The following is a 24,312-nucleotide window of genomic DNA, read 5'->3' on the forward strand; positions in this document are numbered from 1 at the left end:
CGCGTCAGGCCCGGCCGAGGACGCAGAACTCGTTGCCCTCCGGGTCGGCCAGCACCGACCACGGGACCTTGCCCTGGCCGAGGTCGACGTCGGTGGCGCCGAGCGTCCGCAGCCGGGCCACCTCCGACTCCTTGGCGTCGATGGGGGCCGGCAGCAGGTCCACGTGCACGTGGTTCCACCAGGTCCGCTCGCCGGACGTGCGGAGGAACTCCAGATACGGTCCGGTGCCATCGGTGGAACGCAGGACCGCGTGGTCGTCGGTCACCTCGTGCAGGGTCCAGTCGAGCGCCTCGTCCCAGAACCGGGCCATGGCGCGCGGATCCGCGCAGTCGACCACCACCGCGGCGATCGGCCCGGTGTCCCGGTGGGCCTCCCGGGGTTCGAGGACGCAGAACACGTTCCCCTCCGGGTCGGCCAGGACCGTCCACGGGACGTCGCCCTGCCCCACGTCGGCGGGGGTCGCGCCGAGGTCCTTCAGGCGCGCGACCAGCTCCGCCTGGTGGGCCGCCGAGGTGGTGGCGAGATCGACGTGGACGCGGTACTTCACCGTCTCGAGGTCGGGGACGGCGACGAGGTCGATGTAGAAGGCGGAGGGGTCCGGCCAGTCGGCGCCCTCGGGTTCGAGGTTGGTCACGCCGGGCGCCTCGCTGGAGATGCGCCAGCCCAGCGCGTCCGCCCAGAACCGGCCGAGGGCCGAGTCGTCGCGGGCCTTGATGTTCACCTGTACTGGTCTCAGGGCCATGCCGCCGATCATAGGTTCACCTACGGGACGGGAGCGTCGTCCAGCGTGTCGAGGGAGACCTCCAGCAGCCGCGTCTGCGTCGCTTCGAGCCGTTCCACGACGAGTTCCGCGAAGCGGCGCGTCAGCTCGTAGCCCAGCGACGGGTCGACGGCGCAGAGCGTCCGCACCAGCCGCCCGTCGAACTCGATCGCCCGGACCGGGGTCTGCGCGAAGGCGCCGAACCGCCACCGGTGCGGGCGGAACAGCCAGGACCAGCCCAGCGCGGAGCCCGGCCCGAAGGTGCCGACGACGACCGGCCCGCGGCCGGGCGGGTGCAGGTCCAGCGCCACGGTCCCGTCCTGGACGAGCCAGAACCGCTCCGCCGGGTCGGACTCGTTGACGATGCGCCGCCCCGCCGGGAACCCGGTGCGGCGGGCCGCCCTGGCCAGCCCGGTCAGGTCGGCACGGCGCATCCCGCTCAGGAACGGTTCGCGGGCCATTTCGTCCGCTGTCACCACGCTCATCGACTCACTCCCTCCCTCCGTCCGGCCCGTTGCGGCCGGACCCGGCGGACCGTCGGCGGCCTCGGACGACCGCACGCCACGGCTCATGACGGCCTCCTGCCTCCGACGTGGTCACGCGGCCTGGGCCGGGCTTTCGATCTCCAGGCCGATCCGCGGGGCGTCGAGGATGGAGTTGTGGACGGTGCACGCCTCCACGACCCGCCGCAGCTCCTCGGTCTTCCCGGCCGGCAGCGCGATGGGCGGACGCACCCGCAGCCCGATCCGGGACACCCGCGCCGGGCCGGTCGCGCTCATGGCGAAGTCGGCGGTGACCTCCAGCCCGTCCGCCGGAAGGCCCTGCCGCACCAGGTACCGCCGCGCGTAGTGCGCCGCGCAGGCGGCCAGGGACGCCACGAACAGCTCGACCGGCGTGGGGCCGGCGTCCGTGCCGCCCGCGAAGTACGGCTGGTCCACGTGGATCACGTGGCCCCGGGCCAGCACGGCGAAGGCGTCGTTCTCTCGGTGGATGACCGTCATCTGGCTCATCGCGGCACCTCCGGTGCGTGCCGAACTTCCTTCTCGCCTCCAGCCTCCGCCATGCGGAACCCGCGGTTAAGAGCCGAAGGTCCCGTCGCGAGGGGGCGACAGGCCGTCGGACGAGGGGCCGGCGCCCCGGTCGTCGTGTGACGGGCTTCACGCACGGCGACATACCCCTGGGGGTATAGTCCGGAGTGGAGGTGCACGAGTGGAGAACAATCTGGAGATGGACGCCACCGTCCTCGCCGACGCGCTCACCCGGCTCCGGCGGGCGCACGGCCAGCTGGGCGGGGTGATCTCGATGATCGAGAACGCCGAGGACTGCGAGCGGGTGCTGACGCAGCTCGCGGCCGTGTCCAAGGCGATCGACCGCGCCGGCTACAAGATCATTTCGACCGGGCTGCAGCACTGCCAGGCGGCGGCCCAGCGCGGCGAGAAGCCCCCGATCAGCGCCGAACGGCTGGAGAAGCTGTTCCTGGCGCTCTCCTGACCTCCGGCACTTCCCGGCCCCTCGCCTCCGGGTGAGGGGCGGCCAACCCACCATGCGCATTCTTGTGTCCTCAGGATACCCCCCGGGGTATGCGCGACCCGATCCAGAACAGGCGACCCGAAAGCGAAGGAAGACATGCCAGCGATCCGCACCGAGGTCGTGGAGACCTCGTCCCTGGGCGACCGCAGCTATCTGGCCCATGACGGCCGGGTCGCCCTGGTGGTCGACCCGCAGCGCGACATCGACCGCTTCCTGACCCTGGCCGGACGGCTGGGCGTCCGCATCACGCACGTGGCCGAGACCCACGTGCACAACGACTACGTCTCCGGCGGGCCGGCGCTCGCGCGGGTGACCGGCGCCGCGTACCTGGTCGCCGCCGCGGACGACGTCGGCTTCGACCGGACGGCCGTGACCGACGGCGACGAGATCGCCGTGTCCGAGACGATGCGCGTCCGCGTGGTCGCCACGCCGGGGCACACCTTCAACCACCTGTCCTACGTCGTGTCCGGGCCGGACGGCAGCCCGGAGGGCGTGTTCACCGGCGGATCGCTGCTGTTCGGCACCACCGGCCGCACCGACCTGCTCGGGCCGGACCACGCCCATCCGCTGGCCCACCGGCAGCACGCGTCGGTGCGGCGCTTGGCCGATCTCCTCCCCGACGGCGCCGGCATCTGGCCCACGCACGGCTTCGGGAGCTTCTGCTCGGCGAGCCAGTCCGACGCCGCCGCCTCGACCATCGGGCAGGAGAAGCGGTCCAACCCGGCGCTGCGGCTGGAGGCCGACGACTTCGTCGCGGAGACCCTCGCCGGGCTCGACGCCTACCCCGCGTACTACGCGCACATGGGCGTCCGGAACACCGCCGGGGCCGACCTGATCGACCTCACCCCGGCCCGGACGGCGGACGCCGCCGAACTGCGCGAGCGCATCGCGGCCGGCGAGTGGGTCGTGGACCTCCGTTCCCGCAAGGCCTTCGCGCAACGCCACCTCGCCGGGACGCTGAGCTTCGGGCTGGACGGGCCGATGTCGACCTGGCTGGGCTGGATGGCCGAGTGGGGGGCGCCCCTCACGCTGCTGGGGGAGAGCCCCGAGCAGGTGGCGGACGCGCAGCGGGAGCTCGCGCGCATCGGCATCGACCGTCCCGTCGCCGCGGCGAGCGGCACCCCGCGGGAGTGGGCCGGCGGCGACGCCGCCCGGCTGGGCGAGCTGGCCGTCGCGTCGTTCACCGACCTGGCCGGCGCCCGCGCCGGGCGCGTCCCCGGGCACCTGCCCGCACCGGACGTCGTGCTGGACGTGCGCCTGCGCGGCGAATGGCAGGCCGGGCACATCGACGGCGCCGTCCACGTCCCGCTGCCCGACCTCCCCCACCGGCTGGACGAGGTGCCGGCCGGAACCGTCTGGGTCCACTGCGGCTCGGGCTACCGCGCGGCCGCCGCGAGCAGCCTGCTCCAGCGGGCCGGACGCCGGGTGGTGCACATCGACGACGCCTTCGGCCAGGCCGCCGCAACGGGCCTCCCGATCATCGACCACTGAAAGCAAAGGAGAATTCGTGACGACCCCGCAGACGCCCCCCGCCCTGGAAGCCCCCGCCCTGCAGCGGCTCCTGGACGCCGGAGACGACCTCGCCAAGCCGCGGCTGATCGACGTCCGGACGCCCGGCGAGTTCGAGACCGTCCACATCCCCGGCTCGTACAGCGTGCCGCTGGACCTGCTGCGCGAGCACCGGGCCGAGCTCCGCGCCCACCTCGGCGAGCAGGTGGTGCTCATCTGCCGCTCCGGCCAGCGCGCCGCCCAGGCCGAGCAGGCGCTGGCGGACGCGGACCTGCCCAACCTGCGCGTCCTGCACGGCGGGATCACCGCGTGGCAGGCGGCCGGCGGGACGGTCGCCACCGGGCGTCCGCGGTGGGAGCTGGAGCGCCAGGTCCGCCTGGTCGCCGGCTCGATCGTGCTGGCAGCCGTCCTGGCCAGCACCGTCGTGCCTCCCGCCAAATGGCTCGCCGCGGTGATCGGCGCCGGGCTCGCCGTCGCGGCGCTGACCAACACCTGCGCCATGGGCATGGCCCTGGCCAGGCTGCCCTGCAACCGGGGGCCGAGGCACGACATCCGGACCGTGCTGAGCGCCCTGGCCGACGGCCGTCCATGACCCCGGCCCGCCGCACCGGCACGCCGCCCGCACGCGGCGACGTCCCGCAGAGAAGGGGGAGGACATGCTGACCGCGATCGCCCTCGGCGTCGTCATCGGCGTCCTGCTCGGGCTGCTCGGTGGCGGCGGCTCGATCCTGGCGGTCCCCGCCCTGGTCTACGGGGCGGGCCTGCCGCTGGCCTCGGCGGTCCCGGCGTCCCTGCTGGTCGTGGGGATCTCCTCGGTCACCGCCGTGCTGCCGCGCGTGCGCGCCGGGGAGGTGCGCTGGCGGATCGCCGCCGTCTTCGGCGGCGCGGGCGCCCTCGCGGCCTTCGGCGGCGCCGAGCTGAACCGCCTCCTGCCCGGTCAGGCCGTGCTGCTCGGCTTCGCGGCGCTGATGGTCGCGGCCGGGTGGCGGATGCTGGCCGAGTCGGGCCGGCCGGAGGGCGCCGCGTGCGCGCTGCCCGGCGGCGGCGTCGACTGGCGCGGCTGCCTGCCCCGGTCCCTCGGCGCGGGCGCGGTCGTCGGCGTCCTGACCGGCCTGTTCGGTGTCGGCGGCGGGTTCCTCATCATCCCGGCGCTGGTGGCCGGGCTGGGCCTGCCGATGGCGGCGGCGGTCGGCACCTCGCTGGTCGTCGTGGTGGTCAACTCCGCCGCCGGGTTCGCCGCCCATGCCGGGGACGCGGTGCTGGACTACGGGATCATCGCCGCGTTCGGCGCCGCGGCCGTCGCCGGGTCGCTGGCCGCCGCCCGCCTGGGCCGCCACCTGGACGCCGACCGCCTGCGCCGCTGGTTCGCCTACCTGGTGTTCACCGTCGCGGCCTTCGTGGCCGCCCAGGCCCTCCTCAACCCGGCCGCCCTGAACTGACGCCGACGCCGGGAAGCCTGCACAACGAAAGGACGCCCACCGCTCGGTGGGCGTCCTTCTGGTCTCGTGCTACTTGAGGATGGGGAAGCGCTGGTCCAGGCGGGTGCCGCTCCACCGTTCGCCCAGGCGGAGGGTGTCGCCGGCCTTGACCAGGGCCAGCCCGATCAGGATGATCGCGTAGATCAGGTGGTCGTCCATGAAGGGGTTGTTCTCCGGGGGCAGGACCGCCGACCACATCAGAAGCATCATCAGCGCGCCGCCGGCGGCGGCGATCCGCATCCCGATGCCCAGCAGCAGCGCCGCGCCGATGGCCGCCAGGCCGATCATGAACAGCCAGTCCGCCCAGGCCGCTCCCGCCAGGCCGTTGTAGAGGCCGGCGAACGGGCCCTGCGGCGCATTGGCCAGGAACCCCTCGGTGGGGCTGGCACCGTCGGCGTCCACCCCGGCCTCTCGCAGTGCCTCGCCGACCCCGGCCGGCGATCTCGGCGGTCGTTCGTCCATCACCGACCACCTCCGTGTCTCTCACGCTCGTCCGGCAAGGGGCCGGGGGCAGTGGCATGGGCCCGCAGATGGCGGGACCTTCGACCCTGCCGCCGGCGGCGCGATCTGCGGTTCGCTGGAAGTGCGGGATCGGGAGAGCCATAGGAGTAGCAATGAGCACGCATCCGCCGCTTGAACGGCGCGTCGCCGCCGACGTGATGACCAGGGACCTGCTCACCATCGCCGCGTCCGAGTCGGTGCTGATGGCCTGGGAGCTGATGTGCAAGGCCGAGGTGCACCACCTGCCGGTCGTCGACGACGAGGGCGGATTCCTCGGCGTCGTGGACGCGCAGACCCTCGCCGCGACCTGGAACTCCGCGACCCCGCGCGATGCCCGCCGGCCCGTGACCGCGATCCTCCCGCACCGGCCGCCGACGGCGGTGCGGCCGTCGGCCGCCGTCGCCGACGCGGCGAGCGCGATGCTGGAGGCCGGCGCGGACTACGTCCCGGTGACGAACGAGTACGGCGTCCTCGTCGGCCTGATCACCGCCCGGGACCTCATCGCCGCGCTCGCCGGTGTGGAGCACGACGTCGCACCGCGCAGCACGGGCATGCCGTCCCTGTACCGCATCGAACCCGTGCTGCCGAGCGCCGTCCCGGCCCGCCCGAACCGGGGCCGCATGGGGCCCGGCTGACCGGCCCGTCCTCAAGCCGCCCTCCGCGCGGCCGAACCCGGCTCCGGGACGATCGCGACCGTGCACGGGGCGTGGTGCAGCATCGCCGAGCTGGTCGCCCCCAGCAGCAGCGGATCCACACCCCCGGTTCCGCGGTCGCCCAGGACGAGGAGGTCGGCCTCCGAAGCGGCGTCCAGGAGCGCCTCCCGGGGACGCTCCAGCTGTACCGAAGTCCGCACGCGGACGTTCGGATACCGCCGCGTCCAGGGGTGGACGGCCTCGTCCAGCATGGCGGCCCGCGTCCGGTACAGCCGTTCCTCGTCGGTGAACAGGGAGAGCTCCGCCTCGGGCACCGCGCCCGGCTCCCAGGCTCCATGGACCACGAGCAGCTCGCCGTCGCGCAGGGCGGCCTCCTCGATCGCGAAGCCGAGCGCCGCGTCCGCGCCCGCCGATCCGTCGACCCCGGCCACGACGGACCCGCGCGGCCCGGCGTCGCCGCGGACGGCGATCACCGGCCGGCGGGTGCGCGCGGGCAGCTGCACCGCGGTCGACCCGGCGGGCAGCCGGTGCCGCTCGTGCGACCCGATCACGATCAGCTCCGCGTCGTCGGACTCGTGGACGAGCGTCTCGGAGACGGGCTCGCGCCGCAGCACCGTGCACACCCGCACGCTCGTCCCCAGCTCAGCGGCCCGGCCGGCGCCTTCGCGCAGGATGTTCTCGCCCACCCGCTGGAAGACGGACTGGACGGCGGTGTCGACGTGCTCCTGCGGATAAGGCCAGCGCCAGCAGTAGCACATCACCAGGTCGAGGCCGCGGAGCCGGGCCTCCTCGACCGCCCAGCGCAGCGCCGGCTCGTTCTCCTCGGTTCCGTCGTAGCCCAGCAGGATGTTCGGCCGCTGGGCCCGCCTCAGCGCGACCATCGGGTCCCCTTTCCGCGAAACGCGGTTACCCCCTCAGGTTTCCGCAGGGCACGGGCGTCATGCAGGGCCGAAGGTCCCGGCCGCGCCGTGCCGTCCGGCACTGCTCCGGGCGGCGGGCCGGTGGGAACGTGACGATGCCGGGGAAGCCCTTACCGACTAGCTCCAACCGACCTCGGACGAGACCGCACGGGGAGGCGCCATGGACCGGTGGATCCTGTCCTACGACCACTACGAGCCCGGCACCGAACGGTTACGGGAGGCCCTGTGCACCCTCGGGAACGGCTACTTCGCCACCCGGGGGGCCGCTCCGGAGGCGTCCGCCGGCACCGTCCACTACCCGGGGACGTACATCGCGGGCTGCTACGACCGGCTCCCGGCGGAGATCGACGGGCGGCACATCGACAACACCGACCTGGTCACCATGCCGAACTGGCTGCCACTGGCCTTTCGCGCCGCCGACGGCGAGTGGCTCGATCTCGACCGGGCGCAGGCGGACGACCGGCTGCTGTCCTACCAGCAGGAGCTGGACATGCGGCGCGGCGTCCTGACCCGGCTCCTGCGCGTGCGCGACGCGCAGGGACGGACGTCGCGGATCGCCCAGCGCCGCATCGTGTCCATGGACGACCCGCACCTGGCCGCGCTGGAGACGACCATCGTCGCGGAGGACTGGAGCGGCCCCGCGCAGATCATCTCGGCGCTGGACGGACGCGTCGCCAACGCCGGCGTGGAGCGCTATCGCCGGCTGCCAGGGGCGCACCTCACCCATGAGAAGACATCCCGGCAGGACGACCCGGAGCTGCTCCTGCTGCGCACCCGGACGATCTCATCCCAGATCGGGATAGCGGTGGCCGCCCGCACCCGGATATCGGCCGAGGCCGACCAGACCACCCGATGCGAGGACGCCTGGACGGGCCACGACCTGACGCTGGACGTCCGCGAAGGAGAGCCGGTCACGGTCGAGAAGGTCGCCGCGGTCTTCACCTCCCGCGACCACGCCGTCGAGGAATCCGGCCAGGCGGCGCTGGCCGCCGCAACCGACGCCGGCGGCTTCGACGACCTTCTGGAGCGCCACACGCTGGCATGGTCCCGGATCTGGCGGCGCTGCCAGCTCAGCGTGGACGACGTCGAGGTGCAGCGCGCCCTCAACCTGCACATCTTCCACCTGATGCAGACGGTCTCCGAGCACAGCGTCGACCTTGACGTGGGCGTCCCAGCCCGCGGCCTGCACGGCGAGGCGTACCGCGGCCACGTCTTCTGGGACGAGCTGTTCATCCTGCCGTTCCTGACGATGCGCTTCCCCGAGATCGCCCGCGCGCTGCTGATGTACCGGTGGCGGCGCCTTCCCGCGGCACGCCGCGCCGCGGCCGCCGCCGGGCACCGCGGCGCGATGTACCCGTGGCAGAGCGCCGCCGACGGGCGCGAGGAGACCCAGCGCGTCCACCTCAACCCGCGGTCCGGGCGGTGGCTGCCCGACCACACGCACCTGCAGCGGCACGTCGGGCTCACCGTCGCCCTCAACGTGTGGCGGTACTACGAGGCGACCGGGGACGCCGAGTTCCTCGCCGAGCACGGCACCGAGATCATGCTGGAGGTCGCCCGGTTCTTCGCGGACCTGGCCGCCTACGACCGCTCCACCGACCGGTACGAGATCCGCGGCGTCATGGGGCCGGACGAGTACCACGACGCCTACCCCGGGCGGGAGCGGCCGGGCCTGGACAACAACGCCTACACCAACGTCCTCGCGGCCTGGGTGCTGCGCCGGGCACTGGACGCGTTCGCCGCGCTGCCCCGGGACCGCCGCGCGGAACTCCACGAACGGCTCACCCTGACCCGCCAGGACATCACCCGCTTCGAGGACGTCGCCCGCAAGATGTACGTCCCCTTCCACGACGGCGTGATCAGCCAGTTCGACGGCTACGCCGACCTGGAGGAGTTCGACTGGACCGGCTACCGCGAGCGCTACGGCGACATCCGCAGGCTGGACCGGATCCTGGAGGCCGAGGGCGACTCCCCCAACCGGTACAAGGTCTCCAAGCAGGCCGACGTGCTGATGCTGTTCTACGTGCTGTCACCCGGCGAACTCGACGACGTCCTGCGCCCGCTCGGCTACGAGCACGGCCCCGCCCTGGCCGCCCGGACGATCGCCTACTACCTGCCGCGCACCTGCGACGGATCGACGCTCAGCTCGCTGGTGCACGCCTGGATCCTGGCCCGCGTGGACGGCGACACCGCCTGGAAGCTCTTCCTCGAATCCCTGTTCGGCGACATCAACGACGTCCAGCACGGCACCACCGGCGAGGGCGTCCACCTGGGCGCGATGGCCGGAACCGTCGACCTCGTCCAGCGCTGCCACGCCGGGATCAGCACCCGCGGCGGCATCCTCCGCCTGGAGCCGCGGCTGCCCGCCGCGATCGGCGAACTCCGGCTCGGGCTCCGCTACCGGGGGCACTGGGGCGTCGACCTGACCTGCCGCCACGACCTGGTCCGCGTGGTGCTCCGCCCCGGCGCCGCCTCCCCCATCCGCGTCTCCTGCGGAACCGAGGAGGCCGAGATCCAACCCGGCGCCTCCTGGGAGACCCCCATCCCGGACGGCTGACCCACCGGGAGGAACCGGCACACGCCAAGCGTGAAGCCGCGGCCGCCAGGGGCGGTCGCGGCTCCACAATGCGGAATCAGCGGGTCAGGACGACCTTCAAGGCACCGGTGTCGGCGGCGTCGGCGAAGACGTCGTACGCCTTGGGGAACTCGTCCAGCGTGAAGTGGTGGGTGACGAACCGTCCGGCGTCCAGTTGCCCGCCGGAGACCAGGCGGAGCAGCGTCGGGGTGGAGAAGGTGTCGACCAGCCCCGTGGTGATCGTGATGCCGCGGATCCACTGCTCTTCCAGGTGCAGCGCGGCCGGGCCGCCGTGCACGCCGATGTTGGCGATGCGGCCGCCCGGCCGGGCCAGCGCCACGCTCAGCTCGAAGGTGTCCGGGACGCCGACCGCCTCGATCGCCACGTCCGCGCCCAGCCCGCCGGTCAGTTCGCGGACGGCGGCGAGCGGGTCCTGCCGGGAGTTGTTGACGGTCCGGTCGGCGCCGAACCGCTTCGCCGCCTCCAGCCGGCTGTCGGCCAGGTCGATCGCGATGATCCGGCTGGGGCTGAACAGCCGCGCACCCATGATCGCCGCCAGCCCGATCGGGCCCGCGCCGACGACCGCGACCACGTCGCCGGGCCGGACGGCGCCGTTGAGGACGCCCACCTCGTAGCCGGTCGGGAGGATGTCGGCCAGCATCAGCACGTCCTGCGCCGCCACCCCCTCGGGAACCGGGTGCACGGAGGTGTCGGCGAACGGCACCCGCACGTACTCGGCCTGCGTCCCGTCGATCTTGTGGCCGAGGATCCAGCCGCCGCCGCCCAGGCACAGCCCGTAGCGGCCCTCCCGGCAGAACCGGCACGTCCCGCACGCGGTGATGCAGGACACCAGCACCCGGTCGCCGGGCTTGACCGTCCGCACCGCCGGGCCGACCGACTCGACCGTCCCGACCGCCTCGTGGCCGAGCACGCGCCCGTCGGTCACGGCGGGGACGTCCCCCTTGAGGATGTGCAGGTCCGTCCCGCAGATCGTCACCGCGTCGACCCGGACCACCGCGTCGCCGTCCTCGACGACCTGCGGTACGGGCACCTCTTCCCACGCCGTCTCGCCGGGGCCGTGGTACACCATCGCTCGCATGATGCGCCTCCTTGATGGGTTCGGCTGCCATGTCCAGCATTGGATTGCGGGGGACGGCACGGGTAGTGCCCAACGTCCCGGTGCGCGGGCCCGGCCGGCCCTGCCCTCTCATCGGCGGGAGGCGGCCGGCCGCCCGTGGCGCCCACCGGTGCCATGCCCGGGCCGGCCCCGAAGATGCCCGGGCCGGCGACGCTCGAGCAAGCCGGTCGGTTGACGGCCCGACCCGTGCCGGTCATCGCCCGAATTCCTCCAAGTACTGCTGAGCAGCACCGCTGACCTGCCGGCCGCTCGGTCCGCCGTCTCGGCAAGGCCCATTCGGGGACCGGAAGACCCCGGCCGCAGAACTCCCGCGTGACCTGGGGGTGCGTGGACGCGTGGGAAACTCTGTGTGTGCAGGTAGGGGTTTTGGGGGCCTTTGAGGTTCGGGCTGGGGACGGTGGCCTGGTTCGGGTGCCGGGGGCGCGGTTGCGGGGGCTTGTCGTCGCGCTCGCGCTCAGGCCGGGGCGGGTCCTGCCGAAGGCGTCGCTCATCGACTGGATCTGGGGGGAGCGGCCGCCCGCCGATGCGGTGAACGCCCTGCAGCGGCTGGTCTCCCGGTTGCGGAAGGCGCTGCCGGACGGGGTCATCGAGGGGGACGCGGGCGGCTACCGGCTGCTGGTGGAGCCCGATGCCGTGGACGCCGTGCGTTTCGAGCGGCTGGTCGAAGAGGCCCGGGGCGCGGATGGTCCCCGGCGGGTGCGGCTGCTGCGGGAGGCGCTCGGACTGTGGCGCGGAGCAGCCATGCAGGACGTCGGGTTGCAGGGCAGTGACGCGTTCGACGCCGCGGCAGAGCGGCTCGAAGGGTTGCGGCTGAGCGCGGTCGAGGATCGGGCCGACGCGGAGGTCGTCCTCGGGGCCGGGGCGGAGCTGGTCACCGAGCTGACCGATCTCGTGGCCGCGCATCCGCTGCGGGAGCGGCTCGCCGCCGCGCTGATGCGCGCCCTCGTGGCGGCCGGGCGCGACACCGAGGCGCTGCTGGTGTTCCAGCGCACGCGGGAGGCCCTTGCCGACGCGCTGGGCGTCGACCCCGCGCCGGAGCTGTCCGAACTGCATGTCGCGCTGCTGCGGCGCGAGCCGGGGCGGGAGCGGAACACCAACCTCCGTGCAGAGCTGACCGGCTTCATCGGGCGGGACGCCGATGTCGCCGCCGTCGCGGAGCTCGTCGCCGGGCACCGGCTCGTGACGCTGACCGGGCCGGGCGGGGCCGGGAAGACGCGATTGGCGACGGAGACCGCGCGGACGATGCTCGGCGGCCTGCCGGACGGCGCCTGGCTGGTGGAGCTCGCCGCCGTGGGCGCGGACGGGGACGTCGCGCAGGCGGCGCTCGCCGGGCTCGGCCTCCGCGACGCCCTGCTCGGCGAGGCCCCGAACGCGGAACCGGCGGACCGGTTCGTCGAGGCGATGCGCGAGCGTGCGGCGCTGCTGGTCCTGGACAACTGCGAGCACGTGATCGAGGCGGCGGCGGTGTTCGCGCACCGGGTGCTCGGGGAGTGCCGCCGGCTGCGGATCCTGGCGACGAGCCGGGAGCCGCTCGGCATCGCCGGTGAGTCGCTGTGGCCGGTCGAGCCGCTGGGCCTGCCGGCGGAGGGCGCCGTTCCAGGGGAGATCGAGGACGCGCCGGCCGTCCGGCTGCTGCGGGACCGGGCGGGCGCCGTCCGCAAGGAGCCCGTGGGAGACGCCCGGACGATGGCGCGGGTCTGCCGGGTGCTGGACGGGATGCCGCTCGCGATCGAACTGGCCGCCGCCAGGCTCCGCACGATGTCCATGGAGCAGCTCGCCGACCGGCTCGACGACCGGTTCCGGCTGCTCACCGGCGGCAGCCGCACGGCGCTGCCGCGGCACCGGACGCTCCGCGCGATGGTCGACTGGAGCTGGGAGCTGCTCACCGTCCCCGAGCGGGCGGTGCTGCGCAGGCTCTCGGTGTTCTCCGGCGGGGCGAGCCTCGACGCGGCCGAACGGGTCTGCGCCGGGGACGGGGTGCCGCCGGAGCAGGTGCTCGACCTGCTCACCGCGCTGACCGAGAAGTCGCTGCTCATCGCCGAAGGCGGCAGGGGACCGCGTTACCGGATGCTCGGCACGATCAAGGAGTACGCCGCGCTCCGGCTGGCCGAGGCGGGCGAGACGGACCTGGCGCGCCGTGCCCATCTCGCCTGCTTCACCGAACTGGTCGAGACCGCGGAGCCGCGGCTGCGCCGTGCCGAGCAGGTGGAGTGGCTCGCGCTGCTCGACGCCGACCACGACAACATCGGCGCCGCGATGCGCGGTGCGCTCGCGGCCGGCGACGCGGCGGCGGCGATGCGGCTCGCGGCGGGCGCCGGCTGGTACTGGTACCTCGGCGGGAAGAAGACCGAGGGCATGGAGCTGATCACCGCGGCGGCCGGGACGCCGGGCGAGGTCGCCGACGAGGTCCGCGCCACCGTGTACGCGCTCGTCGTGCTGTTCGTGACGTCCGGCAGGGCAGACGAACGCCAGGCGGAGGAGTGGATCCACGAGGCGTACCGCTTCGCTCGCCGCAGCGGGTCCCGTGATCCGCTGCTGGGACTGGTCGTCCCGCTGGAGCGCATGCTGCGGGAGCCGGACGCGTTCCTGCCCGCGTGGGAGCCGCTGCTGGACAGCGAAGACCCCTGGGTGCGCGCCCTGGCCCGGCTGCACCTCGGCAAGATGCGGATCATGCTCGGCCACGCCGGACGGGACGCCGACGCCTACCTGGAGAAGGCGCTGGCGGAGTTCCGGGCGCTCGGCGAGCGGTTCGGCATCTCCTTCGCCCTCACCGAACTGGCCGACCGCATCGCCACGCGCGGCGAGTTCGCCGCCGCGTGCGAGTACTACGAGCAGGCGGTCGCGGTCGTGACCGAGATCGGTGCCATCGAGGACGTCATCAGGATGCGGGCACGGCAGGCGCAGCTGTACTGGCTGCTGGGCGACGAGGACAGGGCCGGAGCCGCCATCGCCGAGGCGGAACGATGCGCCGACCGCGTCACCTGGCCGGACGCGCTGGCGGAGCTGGCCTTCGCGAAAGCGGAACTGGCCCGCTGGGGCGGCGACGCCGCGGAGGCCCGGCGCCAGATGGACGTCGCGACGACGGTGCTGGGCGACAACGCGCAACGGGCGGGCATCCGCGCGGTGCGGCACGACCTGATGGGATACCTCGCCCAGGACCTCACCGAGTCCCGCGAGCACCGCGCCGCCGCCTGCCGGGCCGCGGCGGAGGCGGGCCACGCACCGCTGATCGCGCAGATCCTCATCGGGCTCGCGGACCTGGCGCTGCGCAGCGCACGGCATGAGCAGGCCGCGCGGCTGCTCGCGGCGAGCACCCGCATGCGCGGCCTGCCGGACCGGTGCCACCCCGACCTGGCCCGGATCGAGCAGACCGCGCGGAACCGCCTCGGCGACGCGGCGTTCGCCGAGGCGGCCCGGGAGGGCGCGGAGACGGACTGGCACCGGCTGGCCGAGGTCACGCTCGCTTCGTGAACGTGGCGGACGCCCACAGGTACCCGACGAGACCCAGCGCGGCGCACCAGGCGACGGCGGCGGTGAGGTCGCCGGTGTCCGGTGACCCGTTGAGGAGCCCGCGCAGCGTCTCGATGATCGGCGTGAAGGGCTGGTACTCCGCGAACTGCCGGACGCCCGGCCCCATCTTCTCCGCCGGGACGATCGCGCTGCTGAAGAACGGCAGCATGACCAGCGGAACGGCCGCCATGCCCGCCGTCTCCGGTGTCTTGGCCGCCAATCCCAGCGCGACCGTCAGCCAGCCCGCCGCGAACCCGAGCAGGACCACGACGCCGACGACCCCGAGCCAATCGAGAAGACTCGCCGAAGGGCTGAACCCCAGCAGAAAGGCGACGCCCAGCAGCGCCGCGATGGCGACGAGATTGGTCAGCACGCTGGCGACGACATGGCCGTTCAGGACCGCGGCGCGGGAGACGTCCATGACCTTGAACCGGTTGATGATGCCCTTCGTCATGTCGGAGTTCACCGACGTGGCGGTGGCGCCCAGCCCGTAGCAGACGGCCAGCAGCATCAGCCCCGGCGTCGCGTAGTCGATGTAGTCGACGCCGACGTCGAAGGCGTCCCCGAGCATGTACACGAACATGAACATCAGCACGATCGGCATCAGGATCGCGTTGAACACCGAGGTGGGATTCCGGGCGATGTGCTTGAAGTCGCGGCGCAGCATCACCAGCGAGTGGGATCGGACGCTCATTTCGCGGCCTCCGTGGTGTGGCCCGTCAGGGCGAGGAAAACGTCGTCGAGGTCGGGCGTGTGGACGGAGAACTTCTCGGCGCTGAGCGAGGCCGCATCGAGCCTTTCCAGTACCAGCCGGAGCGATTTCGTCCCGCCGTCACTGGGAATCCGCAGGGTCAATGCGTCGTCGTCCCGGACGGAGCCGTCGAAGAGCCGCGCGGCCGCGTCGAGCTCGGAGACGCCGGTGAACCGGAGCCGGACGTGCGTCCCGGGAATCCGGGCCTTGAGCTCGTCCGGGGTGCCCTGGGCGACCAGGCGCCCCCGGTCGAGGACCGCGACCCGGTCGGCGAGCTGGTCGGCCTCCTCCAGGTACTGCGTGGTGAGGAAGACGGTCACCCCGCCGGCCACCAGCTCCCGGACGATCGACCACATCGTCCGGCGGCTGCGCGGGTCGAGCCCCGTCGTCGGCTCGTCCAGGAAGACGATCCGCGGGTCCCCGACCAGCGTCATCGCCAGGTCCAGCCGCCGCCGCATACCCCCCGAATAGGTGGACACCGGCTTCCGCGCCGACTCCACCAGATCGAAGCGCTCCAGCAGCTCCGCGGCGAGCTTCCCACCACCGGCGGACCTCCGACTGAGATCCACCATCAGCTGCAGGTTCTCCTGCCCTGTCAGCAGCTCGTCCACCGCCGCGAACTGCCCGGTGACCCCGATCGCGGCCCGCACCGCCTTAGCCTCGCGAGCGACATCATGACCGCCCACGAGCACCGTCCCGCCGTCCGCCCCGACCAACGTGGTCAACACGTTGACCGTGGTCGTCTTACCGGCCCCATTGGGCCCGAGCAGCGAAAAGACCGACCCCGCGGCGACCTCGAAGTCGATCCCGTCGAGCACGACCTTGTCGCCGTACGCCTTGCGCAGTCCCGATACGGAAATTGCCGAACTAGTCATGGCCCTACCGTCCAGGAAGCCCCTGTCACCCGCCTGACACGCCCCTGACACGGCCCCCTCAACGGCCGGAACTAAGACTCGGCGGCCCGGAACACCCGCGCCCAGCACTGATCGTAGGTGTGGGTCAGAGGAGGGAGATTAGGAGGAAGAGGGCTAGGAGTAGGGCTACCCATAGGACCATCACGTCTGTTGTCCAGGACGCCGTTTGCAGGGGGCGGGTGCTGGACGAGGTGAGGCGGCCGGCCCGTGCGTGCAGGGGGGCGGTCGCGTCCCGTAGGCGGGTCAGGCCGGTGACGCTCGTGCGCCAGAGGCGGGGTAGGAGGCGGCGGTAGATCACGTCGGCGTCCAGGTTCACCGAGGGCAGTTCTGGCGGGTAGAGGCCGGTCCGCATGAGGACGGTGAACGCCATCGACGCGAGCAGCAGGAGCTGCACCTGGTTGATGACGTGCGAAGTCGTGTAGGCCGAGTAGTCCATCTCGTACGGGAGCAGGCCGTAGAGGAGGTTCGGCGCCACGCCGATGAGGATGGACCCGGCCGCGGCGAGGCCCATGGCGACGCGCATGTTCAGCGGGGCCTCGGCGACCCGGTGTCCCCGGTCGTGCGCGAAGAAGGAGAAGAAGGGGATCTTGATTCCGGCGTGGTGGAAGACGCCGGCCGAGGCGAACAGCAGGAGCAGCCAGACGATCGTGCGGTGCTCCTCGGCGACGGCCTCCATGATGATCGACTTGGTGGCGAAGCCGGAGAACAGCGGGAACGCGGAGATCGACGCGGCGCCGATGACGCACAGCACCATGGTCTGCGGCATCGACTTGTAGAGCCCGCCGAGCTCCGACCCCTTGGCCGTCCCCGTGCGCAGGAGGACGGCGCCCATGCTCATGAACAGCAGGCCCTTGAACAGGATGTCGGCGAACGCGTGGGCGGCGGCGCCGTTGACGCCCAGGGTGCCGCCGACGCCGACCGCCGCGACCATGAAGCCGAGCTGGTTGATCATGCTGTAGGCGAGGACGCGGCGCAGGTCGTTCTCGATCACCGCGTAGAAGATCGGGAAGCAGGCCATGACCACGCCGACCCAGACCAGCTCCCCGGTGCCGGGGAAGCCGCGCGCCAGCACGTAGACGGCGAACTTGGTCGTGAACGCCGACAGCGCCACGGTCCCGACGATCGTGGCCTCGGGGTAGGTGTCGGTCAGCCAGGCGTGCAGGATCGGGAAGGCGCACTTGATCCCGACGGCCAGCAGGATCAGCAGCCCGCCCGCACTGGACGCGCCGATGAACCCGAACTCCAGCCCGCCCCCGGCGTTGACGTGCAGGACGATCCCGCCCAGCATCAGCAGTCCCGAGGCGACCTGCGCGACGAGGTAGCGCATCCCCGCCCGGTAGGCCCGTTCGGTGCGCTGCGCCCAGATCAGGAACACCGACGACAACCCGGCCAGTTCCCAGAAGACGAACAGCGTGATCAGGTCGCCGGCGAGCGCCCCGCCGACCGCGGACGACGCGTAGATGGGGATGACGGTCTGCTGCAACGCGTCCCGCAGGTGCAGCGCGTAGACCATGGAGATGAGGGCCGCGGCGAGGAAGGCCGTCGCGAAGATCCGCGCGAGGGCGTCCACCCGCAGCGTCTCCAGCTGGAGGCCGAGGATCTCGAAGCTCCCGTGGACGCCTTCGGGCAGCGTCCACAGCGCGGCGAGCGCGGCGGGGGCGAGCAGCATCATCCACACCGCGCGCAGCCGGCCGCGCAGCAGCGGGATGGGCAGCGCGCCCGCGATGAGCAGCAGCGCCGGGTTAATCGTCATCGCCGGACCGCTCGTAGTAGTCCTCGGGACGCATCAGGACCCGCCGCAGCTCCTTCGCCACCAGCACCAGGGTCACGCTGCCGAGGAAGCCGTACAGGGCGTAGAAGCCGAAGGTGTTCTCGATGCCGAAGTGCGGATCCTTGGTGTAGAGCAGGTCGGCGAGGAACACCAGCGCGCACAGGACGTAGAGGCCGCGGACGACGCGGTCCACGTTGCGCGGTTCGTCCAGCCAACGACGATCATCGTTCACGGGGTCGTCTTTCATGGTGACTCCAGGACCTCGTTGAGCGGGGCGATGACCGCGTCGGCCCCGATGAACAGGGCCAAGCAGGCCAGGGCGGTGAGGACGAGCGGCACCACCAGCGTCCAGGCGGCCTCCCGATGACCGCTCTCGGCGGGCGGCCGGAAGAACGCCCGCACCGGGATCGGCACCAGGTAGGCCAGCGACAGCAGCGTCCCCGCCAGCAGGACCGCGAGCATGGCGGTCTGCCCGGCGTCGGCCGCGCCGAGCAGCAGCAGCCACTTGCTCCACGTGCCGCCCAGCGGCGGCAGCCCGAGGATGGAGACGGACGCGACGAGGAAGGCCCCGAACGTCCAGGGCATCGCGCGGCCGAGCCCGTCCAGCTGGCTCACCTGGGTCAGGTTCGTCGCGGTGTAGACGGCCCCCGCGCAGAAGAACAGGGTGATCTTGGCCGCGGCGTGGTTCGCGATGTGCAGCGCGCCCCCGGCCGCCGCGATGTCGTTGGCCAGCGTGGCGGCGAGGACGATGTAGGCGAGCTGGCTCACGGTCGAGTACGCCAGCCGCTCCTTGAGGTTGTCCCGGGTGACCGCGACGAGCCCCGCGCCGATCAGCGTGACCGCCGCGACCCACATCATCGGCTCGGCGGCCCCGGTGACGTCGAGGGTGTCGAGGCCGAACACGTAGATCGCGACCTTGAGCACCGTGAAGACGCCCGCCTTGACCACCGCGACCGCGTGCAGCAGGGCCGACACCGGCGTCGGCGCCACCATCGCTCCGGGCAGCCAGCGGTGGAAGGGGAACAGCGCGGCCTTCCCGATGCCGAACAGGTAGAGCGCGAACAGCAGGGTCAGCGTGGCCGTCCCGGCCGTGCCCGCGAGGATGCCCCCGGGCGCGAAGTCCGTCGTCCCGGCGAGGACGGCCGTCCAGACGATGGCGGGCAGCAGCAGCCCGATCGACGTGGTCAGCAGGAGGCCGAGGTAGATGCGTCCGCCCCGTTTGGCCTGCTCGTTGCCCGAATGCGCGACCAGCGGCCAGGTCGACAGCGTCAGCACCTCGTAGCCGATGAACAGCGTCGCCAGGTTCCCGGAGAAGGCGATCCACAGCGAAGCCGCGATGGCGAGGGCGAAGAAGAAGTAGAAGCGGGTCTGCTGGCGCTGCAGGTTGCCGCGCATGTAGCCGATCGCGTACAGCGTCGTGACCGGCCACAGCAGCCCGGCGACGGTCGCGAACAGCAGGCCGAGCGGCTCCAGCTCGAACACCAGCGAGATGCCCGGCAGCCAGTCCCACAGCCGGAGCGTCAGCCCGTCGTTCGCGACCGGCCACAGCGAGAGCATCAGCGCCGCCGTCGCCACGCCCGCGACCAGCGACGCCGCCTCCCGCAGGTTGGGACGGCGCCGGAGGGCGACCACCGCCAGGCCGCCGAGCAGCGGAACCGCGATCGTGACCGGCAGGGCGAGCGCGGCGCCGGGGGAGAGCCAGCCCGCGGCCTCGAACGCGGCCGGGGCGCTCACTTCGCCACCCCCACCAGGACGGACGAGGCGCCTTCGGCGAGGCTCAGCGGCCACTCGGGCACGAGCCCGAACACCAGCGACACCAGCACGAGCGCCCACATCGCGGCCGACATCGTCAGCGGCGGCCGCTCCACCGCCACCGATTCGGAGTGCCGGCGGAACCACCCGGCCTCGATGACCCGCCCGACGTACACGAGCGACAGCAGCGAGCTGACCAGCAGCACCGCGAGCACCGCCCAGCGCCCGTCCGCGATGAGCGCCTCCGCGAGCACCCACTTGCTGACGAACCCGGCGGTCGGCGGCACCCCGACGAGCCCGAGCCCGGCCAGGACGATCGCGGCGAACGTCCACGGCATCGTCCGGCCCATCCCCGCCATGTCCGACAGCCGCGCCGCGCCGAGCCGGAGCACGACGATGCCCGCCGCGGCGAACAGCGCGCCCTTGATGACCGCGTGGTTGATGACGTGCAGGTAAGCGGCGGTGACGCCGTCGGACGTCGCGAGGCTGAACCCGGCGACGATGTACCCGACCTGGGCGATGCTCGACCAGGCCAGCAGGTACTTGAAGTCCGACTGGAAGCAGGCCACGGCCGACGCGACGAGCATCGCCAGGCAGGCCAGCACCAGCCCCACCTCGGTGATCGGCATCCGGCCGAAGACCAGCGCCGCCCCGAAGACGCCGAACGCGAAGCGCAGCAGCAGGTAGATCGCGACCTTGGTGTTGGTCGCCGACAGGAACACCGAGACCGCGGACGGCGACTCGGCGTAGGCGCCGGGCAGCCACCCGTGCAGCGGGAACAGGGCCATCTTGATGGCGAGCCCCACGAACACGAAGATCACGGCGGCGCCCAGGGCGCGGTTGCCGTAGATGTCCGGGAGCCGCTGCGCGAGGTCGGCCATGTTGAGCGTGCCGGTGACGGCGTAGGCGAGCCCGATGCCGATCAGCACGAACGTCGCGCCGATCGTCCCGACGATCAGGTACTGGAACGCGGCCAGCAGGGCGCGCCTGCGCCGCCCCATCGCGACCAGCGCGTACGAGGACAGCGAGGTGATCTCAAGGAAGACGAAGGCGTTGAACGCGTCGCCGGTGGCCGTGATGCCGAGCAGCCCGGTGAGGTTCAGGCACAGGCAGGCGTAGAACAGCGGGATCCGGGACGCCTCGATCTCCGCCGCGATGCTCGCCCGGCAGTAGACCGCGGCGGCGACGCCGATGGCCGCCACCAGGATCAGCACCGGGACGTTGGCCCGGTCGATCACGTACTCGATGCCGGCGGGCGGCTCCCACCCGCCCATCGCGTAGTGGATCACCTCGCCGTCCGCGACCTGCCAGGCCAGCACGGACGCGCAGACCAGGGCCGCCACGGCGGCGGCCAGGAACAGCAGCCAGGCGATCGTGCGGGACCGCAGCAGCACGCACAGGGGGGCGGCCAGCAGGGGGATGACGACCTGGAGCGCGGGGAGATGTGCCGTCACGGGCCCGCCTCGCCGCCGCGGACGCCGTCTCGCTCAGCAGTGCCGTTCAGCTCCGCAGTGCCGTCTTGCTCCGCCGCCTTGTCCCGCTCGATGACCTCGTCCTCCTCGATCGTCCCGTACGCCTCGTAGATCCGGATCGCCAGCGCGAGCCCCAGTGACGTGGTGGCCACGCCGACGACGATCGCGGTGAGGATCAGGACGTGCGGCAGCGGGTGCGAGTAGACCTCGACGCCCTCCTCGACGATCGGCGCCCGGCCGTCCTCGACCTTGCCGAGGGCGATGTAGAACATGAAGACGCCGATCTGGAACAGGTTCAGCCCGATCAGCTTCTTCACCAGGTTGCCGTGGCTGATCACCGCGTACAGGCCGATGACCATCAGGACGAACACGAACCAGAAGATGTAGTGGCCCCCGGTCATCGGCGCGCCCCGCGGTTGGCGAAGCTGTAGTACACCGCGATCAGCACGGCCGCCACCGTGATCCCCACCCCGGTCTCGATGATCAGGATCCCGTAGTGCTGGCCTTCCTCCGGATGCCCGGGGACGAGCGTGTCGTAGTCGAGGAACGCGCCGCCCAGCGCCATGTTGGCGACGCCGAGGCCGGCGTAGAGCAGGACGCCGACCGGGACGAGCCCCAGCATCACCGGCCACGGCAGGACGCGTTCGACCTCACCGATCCCGAAGACCAGGCTGTACAGGACGAACCCCGCCGCGAAGATGACCCCGGCCTGGAACCCGCCGCCCGGCCCGTAGTCCCCGTGGAAGAGGACGTAGCAGGCGAAAAGGAGGATGAACGGCATCAGCACTTTGCTGGCGACACGGAGCACGCGGTACTCGCTCATGACGACCGCCCGCGCACTCCGGTGCTCCGCGCCCTTTTCGGTGCCGTGTTCCGCGCCGTGTTCCGCGCCGTGTTCCGCGCTGTGCTCCCTGCCGTGTTCTGTGCCGTGTTCTGTGCCGGGCTCCGTGCCGCCTTCCGCGCCCTCTTCGCCGGCGTGTGCTTCGTCGCGCTCCGCGCGGCGCCGCGTCCGCAGCAGCAGGAGGGGCACCGTGACCCCGGCGGTGAAGATCACGACCAGTTCGCCCAGCGTGTCATAGCCGCGGTAGCTGGCCAGCACGGCCGCGACCGTGTTCGGAACGCCGATGTCCTCCTGCGATTCGTGCAGATAGGTCTGCGTGACGGGATTGGTCTGCACGGGCGTGTCCGGCTCGGCGAACGGCGGCAGGTCCTGCGCCGCGTACAGCAGTGTCGCGCCGAGCAGGACGGCCACCGCGCCGCCCGACCAGAGCCTGCGCCGGGGGGTGACGGCCTCGCGCGACCGGGTGAGCCGCAGCGCGGCGATGAACAGGACCGTGCTGATCCCCGTTCCGACGGCCGCCTCGGTGATGGCCACGTCCAGCGCGTCCAGCACCACGAAGAGGCTCGCCGACAGCAGCCCGGCCAGCGCGGTCAGCATCGTCGCCTCGTACAGCGCCCGCAGCCGCGTGATCGCGAGGGCCGTCGCCAGGAGGAGGGTGAACAGCGAGACGTCCATCAGCACGAGGAGGGACATCAGCGCCGCCCCTCGTCGTCCCCGGCCGGCAGGCGCTCGCCGTCGCGGCGTGCCGCCTGGGCGAGCGCGTGCGCGGCGGTCGGGCTCGTCACCAGCAGGAACAGCATGATCAGTACGAGCCGCACCCCGCTCTGCCAGCCGTCCGCCTGCAGCAGCAGCCCGAGGAGCAGCAGCGTCGCGCCGGCGGCGTCGGTGAGGCTGCCGGCGTGCGTGCGGGTGTAGAAGTCCGGGAGGCGCAGCAGGCCGACCGCTCCGGAGACGACGAGCAGGCAGCCGGCCAGCAGCAGCGCGCCGCTCGCGATGTCGATCAGCAGGGAGAGGCTCACCGGGCGGTCCCCTCGTCGGACGAGGGCAGCAGCTCGTCGAGGTGGGTCAGCCGCAGCACGGCGATCGTGGAGACGAAGTTGACCAGCGCGTACAGCAGCGCGATGTCGAAGATGTACGGCCGCCCCGAGAGGACGCCGACGACCGAGATGAACAGGACGGTCTTCGTCCCGAACACGTTGATCGCCAGAAGGCGGTTGTAGAGCCTTGGGCCCACGAAGGCCCGGACGAGGGTGAGGGCCATCGCGACGAGGAGGGCGATGACGGCCGCGGCGAGCATCACCGCTTCTCCAGCCCCTCGACCCGGCGCGGCATCGCGCTGTCGGCCACCTCGGCGACGCCCTCCGCGCGGAGGGCGTGCACCTCGATGTCCCCGTTGCGGAAGGACACGGAGAGGGTGCCGGGCGTCAGCGTGATCGAGTTCGCGTAGATGACCTTCGACAGGTCCGACATCCCGGCGGCGGGCACCGTTCCGACGCCGGGACGGATCTTCCGCCGCGGCGACCACACCAGCCGCAGCACCGTCACGGCCGACAGCATGATCTGCCCGATCAGCCACAGCAGGTAGCCCGGCAGGCGCGGGAGGACCCGCAGCGGGAGGCTCTCGTCATCGACGACCTGCATCCGCCAGATCACCCAGACGACGAGGCAGACGGACGCCGCGCCGAGCGTGAGCAGCAGCCACGTGTAGTGCCCGGACATCACCAGCCAGAACGCCGCGAGCAGCGGCGGCAGGGCGAGTGCGGTCCCGCGGTGCCGCGAAAGTAGCGGATTCCTTGCTGACATCGTTCTCCAAGCCGATCGCCGGGCTGGACGGGGACGATCTCCGGGTAAGGGGGACTGCCGGGATACGACCAGTCGATCAGGCGCCGTGCGGGCCGGGTCGGCCCGTGCCGCCGGCGCGCGTGCTCACCGGAAAAGCCGCAAGGAGGGAGGGGGCGGGATCGCCCTGAGGTGCCCGCCCGCCCGCGGGCGGGCCACGAAGGCCGTGCTCGGGTGCGTCATCGATGCGCTCCGGGAGACGTTGGGGTCGGGACTCGCCGACCAGACTTCCCGGCACACCGTTCACGACACTAACGGCAATCACAGCAGATGGCCACAGGCGCATCACGTGATCAGTACCTCACCCCCGGGCCGGTCACAGCGGTCACCGGCCCTTCGGGAACTCCCGAGGTGAGGTCCGTCCCTGGCAGGGTATTCGGCGTGGGGCGATGGTTCTG

General features: G+C 72.4%; 24 protein-coding genes. 7 read left to right on the top strand and 17 right to left on the bottom strand.

What is annotated here, in order from left to right:
• Positions 1-4 precede the first annotated feature (4 nt).
• The 3 genes from IEZ03_RS15120 to IEZ03_RS15130 form a co-directional block, all read right to left on the bottom strand.
• Positions 5-742, bottom strand: coding sequence for a VOC family protein (locus IEZ03_RS15120; RefSeq protein ID WP_184879085.1), 738 nt, complete (start codon positions 740-742; stop codon positions 5-7).
• 20 nt (positions 743-762) lie between these two features.
• Positions 763-1,245 (bottom strand): cyclic nucleotide-binding domain-containing protein, encoded by a 483-nt coding sequence (locus IEZ03_RS15125; RefSeq protein WP_221480515.1) that lies wholly within the window; start codon positions 1,243-1,245, stop codon positions 763-765.
• A 111-nt stretch (positions 1,246-1,356) separates the two neighbouring features.
• Positions 1,357-1,770 carry an OsmC family protein gene (locus IEZ03_RS15130; protein WP_184879088.1) on the bottom strand — a complete coding sequence of 138 codons (414 nt, stop codon included), beginning with the start codon at positions 1,768-1,770 and terminating at the stop codon, positions 1,357-1,359.
• Positions 1,771-1,987: 217 nt separating this feature from the next.
• Here IEZ03_RS15130 and IEZ03_RS15135 point away from each other — a divergent pair, with 217 nt between their 5' ends.
• The 4 genes from IEZ03_RS15135 (at position 1,988) to IEZ03_RS15150 (ending at position 5,238) form a co-directional block, all read left to right on the top strand.
• On the top strand, positions 1,988-2,251 hold the full coding sequence (locus IEZ03_RS15135; RefSeq protein ID WP_373293619.1) for a metal-sensitive transcriptional regulator: 264 nt from the start codon (positions 1,988-1,990) through the stop codon (positions 2,249-2,251).
• A 135-nt stretch (positions 2,252-2,386) separates the two neighbouring features.
• Complete coding sequence (locus IEZ03_RS15140) at positions 2,387-3,781, top strand: MBL fold metallo-hydrolase (RefSeq protein WP_184879091.1); 1,395 nt, start codon at positions 2,387-2,389, stop codon at positions 3,779-3,781.
• A gap of 16 nt (positions 3,782-3,797) precedes the next feature.
• Positions 3,798-4,391 carry a rhodanese-like domain-containing protein gene (locus IEZ03_RS15145; RefSeq protein ID WP_184879095.1) on the top strand — a complete coding sequence of 198 codons (594 nt, stop codon included), beginning with the start codon at positions 3,798-3,800 and terminating at the stop codon, positions 4,389-4,391.
• A gap of 64 nt (positions 4,392-4,455) precedes the next feature.
• On the top strand, positions 4,456-5,238 hold the full coding sequence (locus IEZ03_RS15150) for a sulfite exporter TauE/SafE family protein (RefSeq protein WP_184879097.1): 783 nt from the start codon (positions 4,456-4,458) through the stop codon (positions 5,236-5,238).
• 69 nt (positions 5,239-5,307) lie between these two features.
• On the opposite strand, the gene IEZ03_RS15155 is transcribed toward IEZ03_RS15150, so the two are convergent.
• Positions 5,308-5,739 (bottom strand): hypothetical protein, encoded by a 432-nt coding sequence (locus tag IEZ03_RS15155; protein ID WP_184879100.1) that lies wholly within the window; start codon positions 5,737-5,739, stop codon positions 5,308-5,310.
• Positions 5,740-5,891: 152 nt separating this feature from the next.
• Between IEZ03_RS15155 and IEZ03_RS15160 the strand changes: the two genes are divergently transcribed.
• The gene (locus tag IEZ03_RS15160) at positions 5,892-6,413 is read left to right on the top strand and encodes a CBS domain-containing protein (protein ID WP_184879103.1); all 522 of its coding nucleotides are present in this window, start codon (positions 5,892-5,894) and stop codon (positions 6,411-6,413) included.
• An 11-nt stretch (positions 6,414-6,424) separates the two neighbouring features.
• On the opposite strand, the gene IEZ03_RS15165 is transcribed toward IEZ03_RS15160, so the two are convergent.
• Positions 6,425-7,312, bottom strand: a complete 888-nt coding sequence (locus IEZ03_RS15165) for a universal stress protein (protein WP_184879106.1) — start codon at positions 7,310-7,312, stop codon at positions 6,425-6,427.
• A gap of 199 nt (positions 7,313-7,511) precedes the next feature.
• Between IEZ03_RS15165 and IEZ03_RS15170 the strand changes: the two genes are divergently transcribed.
• On the top strand, positions 7,512-9,908 hold the full coding sequence (locus IEZ03_RS15170; protein ID WP_184879109.1) for a glycoside hydrolase family 65 protein: 2,397 nt from the start codon (positions 7,512-7,514) through the stop codon (positions 9,906-9,908).
• Positions 9,909-9,984: 76 nt separating this feature from the next.
• Here the strand turns inward: IEZ03_RS15170 and IEZ03_RS15175 are convergent, their stop codons facing one another.
• On the bottom strand, positions 9,985-11,025 hold the full coding sequence (locus tag IEZ03_RS15175) for a zinc-dependent alcohol dehydrogenase family protein (protein ID WP_184879113.1): 1,041 nt from the start codon (positions 11,023-11,025) through the stop codon (positions 9,985-9,987).
• Positions 11,026-11,490: 465 nt separating this feature from the next.
• Between IEZ03_RS15175 and IEZ03_RS15180 the strand changes: the two genes are divergently transcribed.
• Positions 11,491-14,535, top strand: a complete 3,045-nt coding sequence (locus IEZ03_RS15180) for an ATP-binding protein (protein WP_229808294.1) — start codon at positions 11,491-11,493, stop codon at positions 14,533-14,535.
• Here IEZ03_RS15180 and IEZ03_RS15185 read toward each other — a convergent pair.
• From IEZ03_RS15185 to IEZ03_RS15235, 11 genes are all read right to left on the bottom strand, one after another.
• On the bottom strand, positions 14,519-15,268 hold the full coding sequence (locus IEZ03_RS15185) for an ABC transporter permease (RefSeq protein WP_184879119.1): 750 nt from the start codon (positions 15,266-15,268) through the stop codon (positions 14,519-14,521). The two genes, IEZ03_RS15180 and IEZ03_RS15185, sit on opposite strands and share 17 nt — an antisense overlap.
• Positions 15,265-16,200, bottom strand: a complete 936-nt coding sequence (locus tag IEZ03_RS15190; RefSeq protein ID WP_184879122.1) for an ATP-binding cassette domain-containing protein — start codon at positions 16,198-16,200, stop codon at positions 15,265-15,267. The genes IEZ03_RS15185 and IEZ03_RS15190 overlap by 4 nt, the downstream gene beginning before the upstream one ends.
• A 124-nt stretch (positions 16,201-16,324) precedes the next feature.
• Complete coding sequence (locus IEZ03_RS15195) at positions 16,325-17,992, bottom strand: Na(+)/H(+) antiporter subunit D (protein WP_184879126.1); 1,668 nt, start codon at positions 17,990-17,992, stop codon at positions 16,325-16,327.
• Positions 17,982-18,257, bottom strand: a complete 276-nt coding sequence (locus tag IEZ03_RS15200) for a hypothetical protein (RefSeq protein ID WP_184879129.1) — start codon at positions 18,255-18,257, stop codon at positions 17,982-17,984. The genes IEZ03_RS15195 and IEZ03_RS15200 overlap by 11 nt, the downstream gene beginning before the upstream one ends.
• Entirely contained in the window at positions 18,254-19,744 is a 1,491-nt protein-coding gene (locus IEZ03_RS15205) for a proton-conducting transporter transmembrane domain-containing protein (RefSeq protein ID WP_184879144.1), read from the bottom strand. The genes IEZ03_RS15200 and IEZ03_RS15205 overlap by 4 nt, the downstream gene beginning before the upstream one ends.
• Entirely contained in the window at positions 19,741-21,216 is a 1,476-nt protein-coding gene (locus IEZ03_RS15210; protein ID WP_184879146.1) for a monovalent cation/H+ antiporter subunit D family protein, read from the bottom strand. The genes IEZ03_RS15205 and IEZ03_RS15210 overlap by 4 nt, the downstream gene beginning before the upstream one ends.
• Positions 21,213-21,635 (bottom strand): cation:proton antiporter subunit C, encoded by a 423-nt coding sequence (locus IEZ03_RS15215; RefSeq protein ID WP_184879148.1) that lies wholly within the window; start codon positions 21,633-21,635, stop codon positions 21,213-21,215. Before IEZ03_RS15215 ends, IEZ03_RS15210 begins: the two co-directional genes overlap by 4 nt.
• Entirely contained in the window at positions 21,632-22,768 is a 1,137-nt protein-coding gene (locus tag IEZ03_RS15220) for a DUF4040 domain-containing protein (protein ID WP_184879150.1), read from the bottom strand. The genes IEZ03_RS15215 and IEZ03_RS15220 overlap by 4 nt, the downstream gene beginning before the upstream one ends.
• Positions 22,768-23,094 (bottom strand): monovalent cation/H(+) antiporter subunit G, encoded by a 327-nt coding sequence (gene mnhG, locus IEZ03_RS15225; protein ID WP_132051651.1) that lies wholly within the window; start codon positions 23,092-23,094, stop codon positions 22,768-22,770. The genes IEZ03_RS15220 and mnhG overlap by 1 nt, the downstream gene beginning before the upstream one ends.
• Entirely contained in the window at positions 23,091-23,372 is a 282-nt protein-coding gene (locus IEZ03_RS15230) for an MrpF/PhaF family protein (protein ID WP_184890266.1), read from the bottom strand. Before IEZ03_RS15230 ends, mnhG begins: the two co-directional genes overlap by 4 nt.
• A complete protein-coding gene (locus IEZ03_RS15235) occupies positions 23,372-23,878 on the bottom strand; it encodes a Na+/H+ antiporter subunit E (protein WP_184879152.1) in 507 nt (168 codons plus the stop codon). Before IEZ03_RS15235 ends, IEZ03_RS15230 begins: the two co-directional genes overlap by 1 nt.
• Between the last annotated feature and the right edge of the window lie 434 nt (positions 23,879-24,312).

This window comes from Actinomadura livida, from assembly GCF_014648675.1.
GTDB classification, from domain to species: Bacteria; Actinomycetota; Actinomycetes; order Streptosporangiales; family Streptosporangiaceae; genus Spirillospora; species Spirillospora livida.

Coding starts and splice junctions, on each gene's coding strand:
- IEZ03_RS15120 (WP_184879085.1), bottom strand. CDS start 742: ATGGCCCTGAGACCAGTACAGGTGAACATCAAGGCCCGCGACGACTCG.
- IEZ03_RS15125 (WP_221480515.1), bottom strand. CDS start 1,245: ATGAGCGTGGTGACAGCGGACGAAATGGCCCGCGAACCGTTCCTGAGC.
- IEZ03_RS15130 (WP_184879088.1), bottom strand. CDS start 1,770: ATGAGCCAGATGACGGTCATCCACCGAGAGAACGACGCCTTCGCCGTG.
- IEZ03_RS15135 (WP_373293619.1), top strand. CDS start 1,988: ATGGACGCCACCGTCCTCGCCGACGCGCTCACCCGGCTCCGGCGGGCG.
- IEZ03_RS15140 (WP_184879091.1), top strand. CDS start 2,387: ATGCCAGCGATCCGCACCGAGGTCGTGGAGACCTCGTCCCTGGGCGAC.
- IEZ03_RS15150 (WP_184879097.1), top strand. CDS start 4,456: ATGCTGACCGCGATCGCCCTCGGCGTCGTCATCGGCGTCCTGCTCGGG.
- IEZ03_RS15155 (WP_184879100.1), bottom strand. CDS start 5,739: ATGGACGAACGACCGCCGAGATCGCCGGCCGGGGTCGGCGAGGCACTG.
- IEZ03_RS15160 (WP_184879103.1), top strand. CDS start 5,892: ATGAGCACGCATCCGCCGCTTGAACGGCGCGTCGCCGCCGACGTGATG.
- IEZ03_RS15165 (WP_184879106.1), bottom strand. CDS start 7,312: ATGGTCGCGCTGAGGCGGGCCCAGCGGCCGAACATCCTGCTGGGCTAC.
- IEZ03_RS15170 (WP_184879109.1), top strand. CDS start 7,512: ATGGACCGGTGGATCCTGTCCTACGACCACTACGAGCCCGGCACCGAA.
- IEZ03_RS15175 (WP_184879113.1), bottom strand. CDS start 11,025: ATGCGAGCGATGGTGTACCACGGCCCCGGCGAGACGGCGTGGGAAGAG.
- IEZ03_RS15185 (WP_184879119.1), bottom strand. CDS start 15,268: ATGAGCGTCCGATCCCACTCGCTGGTGATGCTGCGCCGCGACTTCAAG.
- IEZ03_RS15190 (WP_184879122.1), bottom strand. CDS start 16,200: ATGACTAGTTCGGCAATTTCCGTATCGGGACTGCGCAAGGCGTACGGC.
- IEZ03_RS15195 (WP_184879126.1), bottom strand. CDS start 17,992: ATGACGATTAACCCGGCGCTGCTGCTCATCGCGGGCGCGCTGCCCATC.
- IEZ03_RS15200 (WP_184879129.1), bottom strand. CDS start 18,257: ATGAAAGACGACCCCGTGAACGATGATCGTCGTTGGCTGGACGAACCG.
- IEZ03_RS15215 (WP_184879148.1), bottom strand. CDS start 21,635: ATGACCGGGGGCCACTACATCTTCTGGTTCGTGTTCGTCCTGATGGTC.
- IEZ03_RS15220 (WP_184879150.1), bottom strand. CDS start 22,768: ATGTCCCTCCTCGTGCTGATGGACGTCTCGCTGTTCACCCTCCTCCTG.
- IEZ03_RS15230 (WP_184890266.1), bottom strand. CDS start 23,372: ATGCTCGCCGCGGCCGTCATCGCCCTCCTCGTCGCGATGGCCCTCACC.
- IEZ03_RS15235 (WP_184879152.1), bottom strand. CDS start 23,878: ATGTCAGCAAGGAATCCGCTACTTTCGCGGCACCGCGGGACCGCACTC.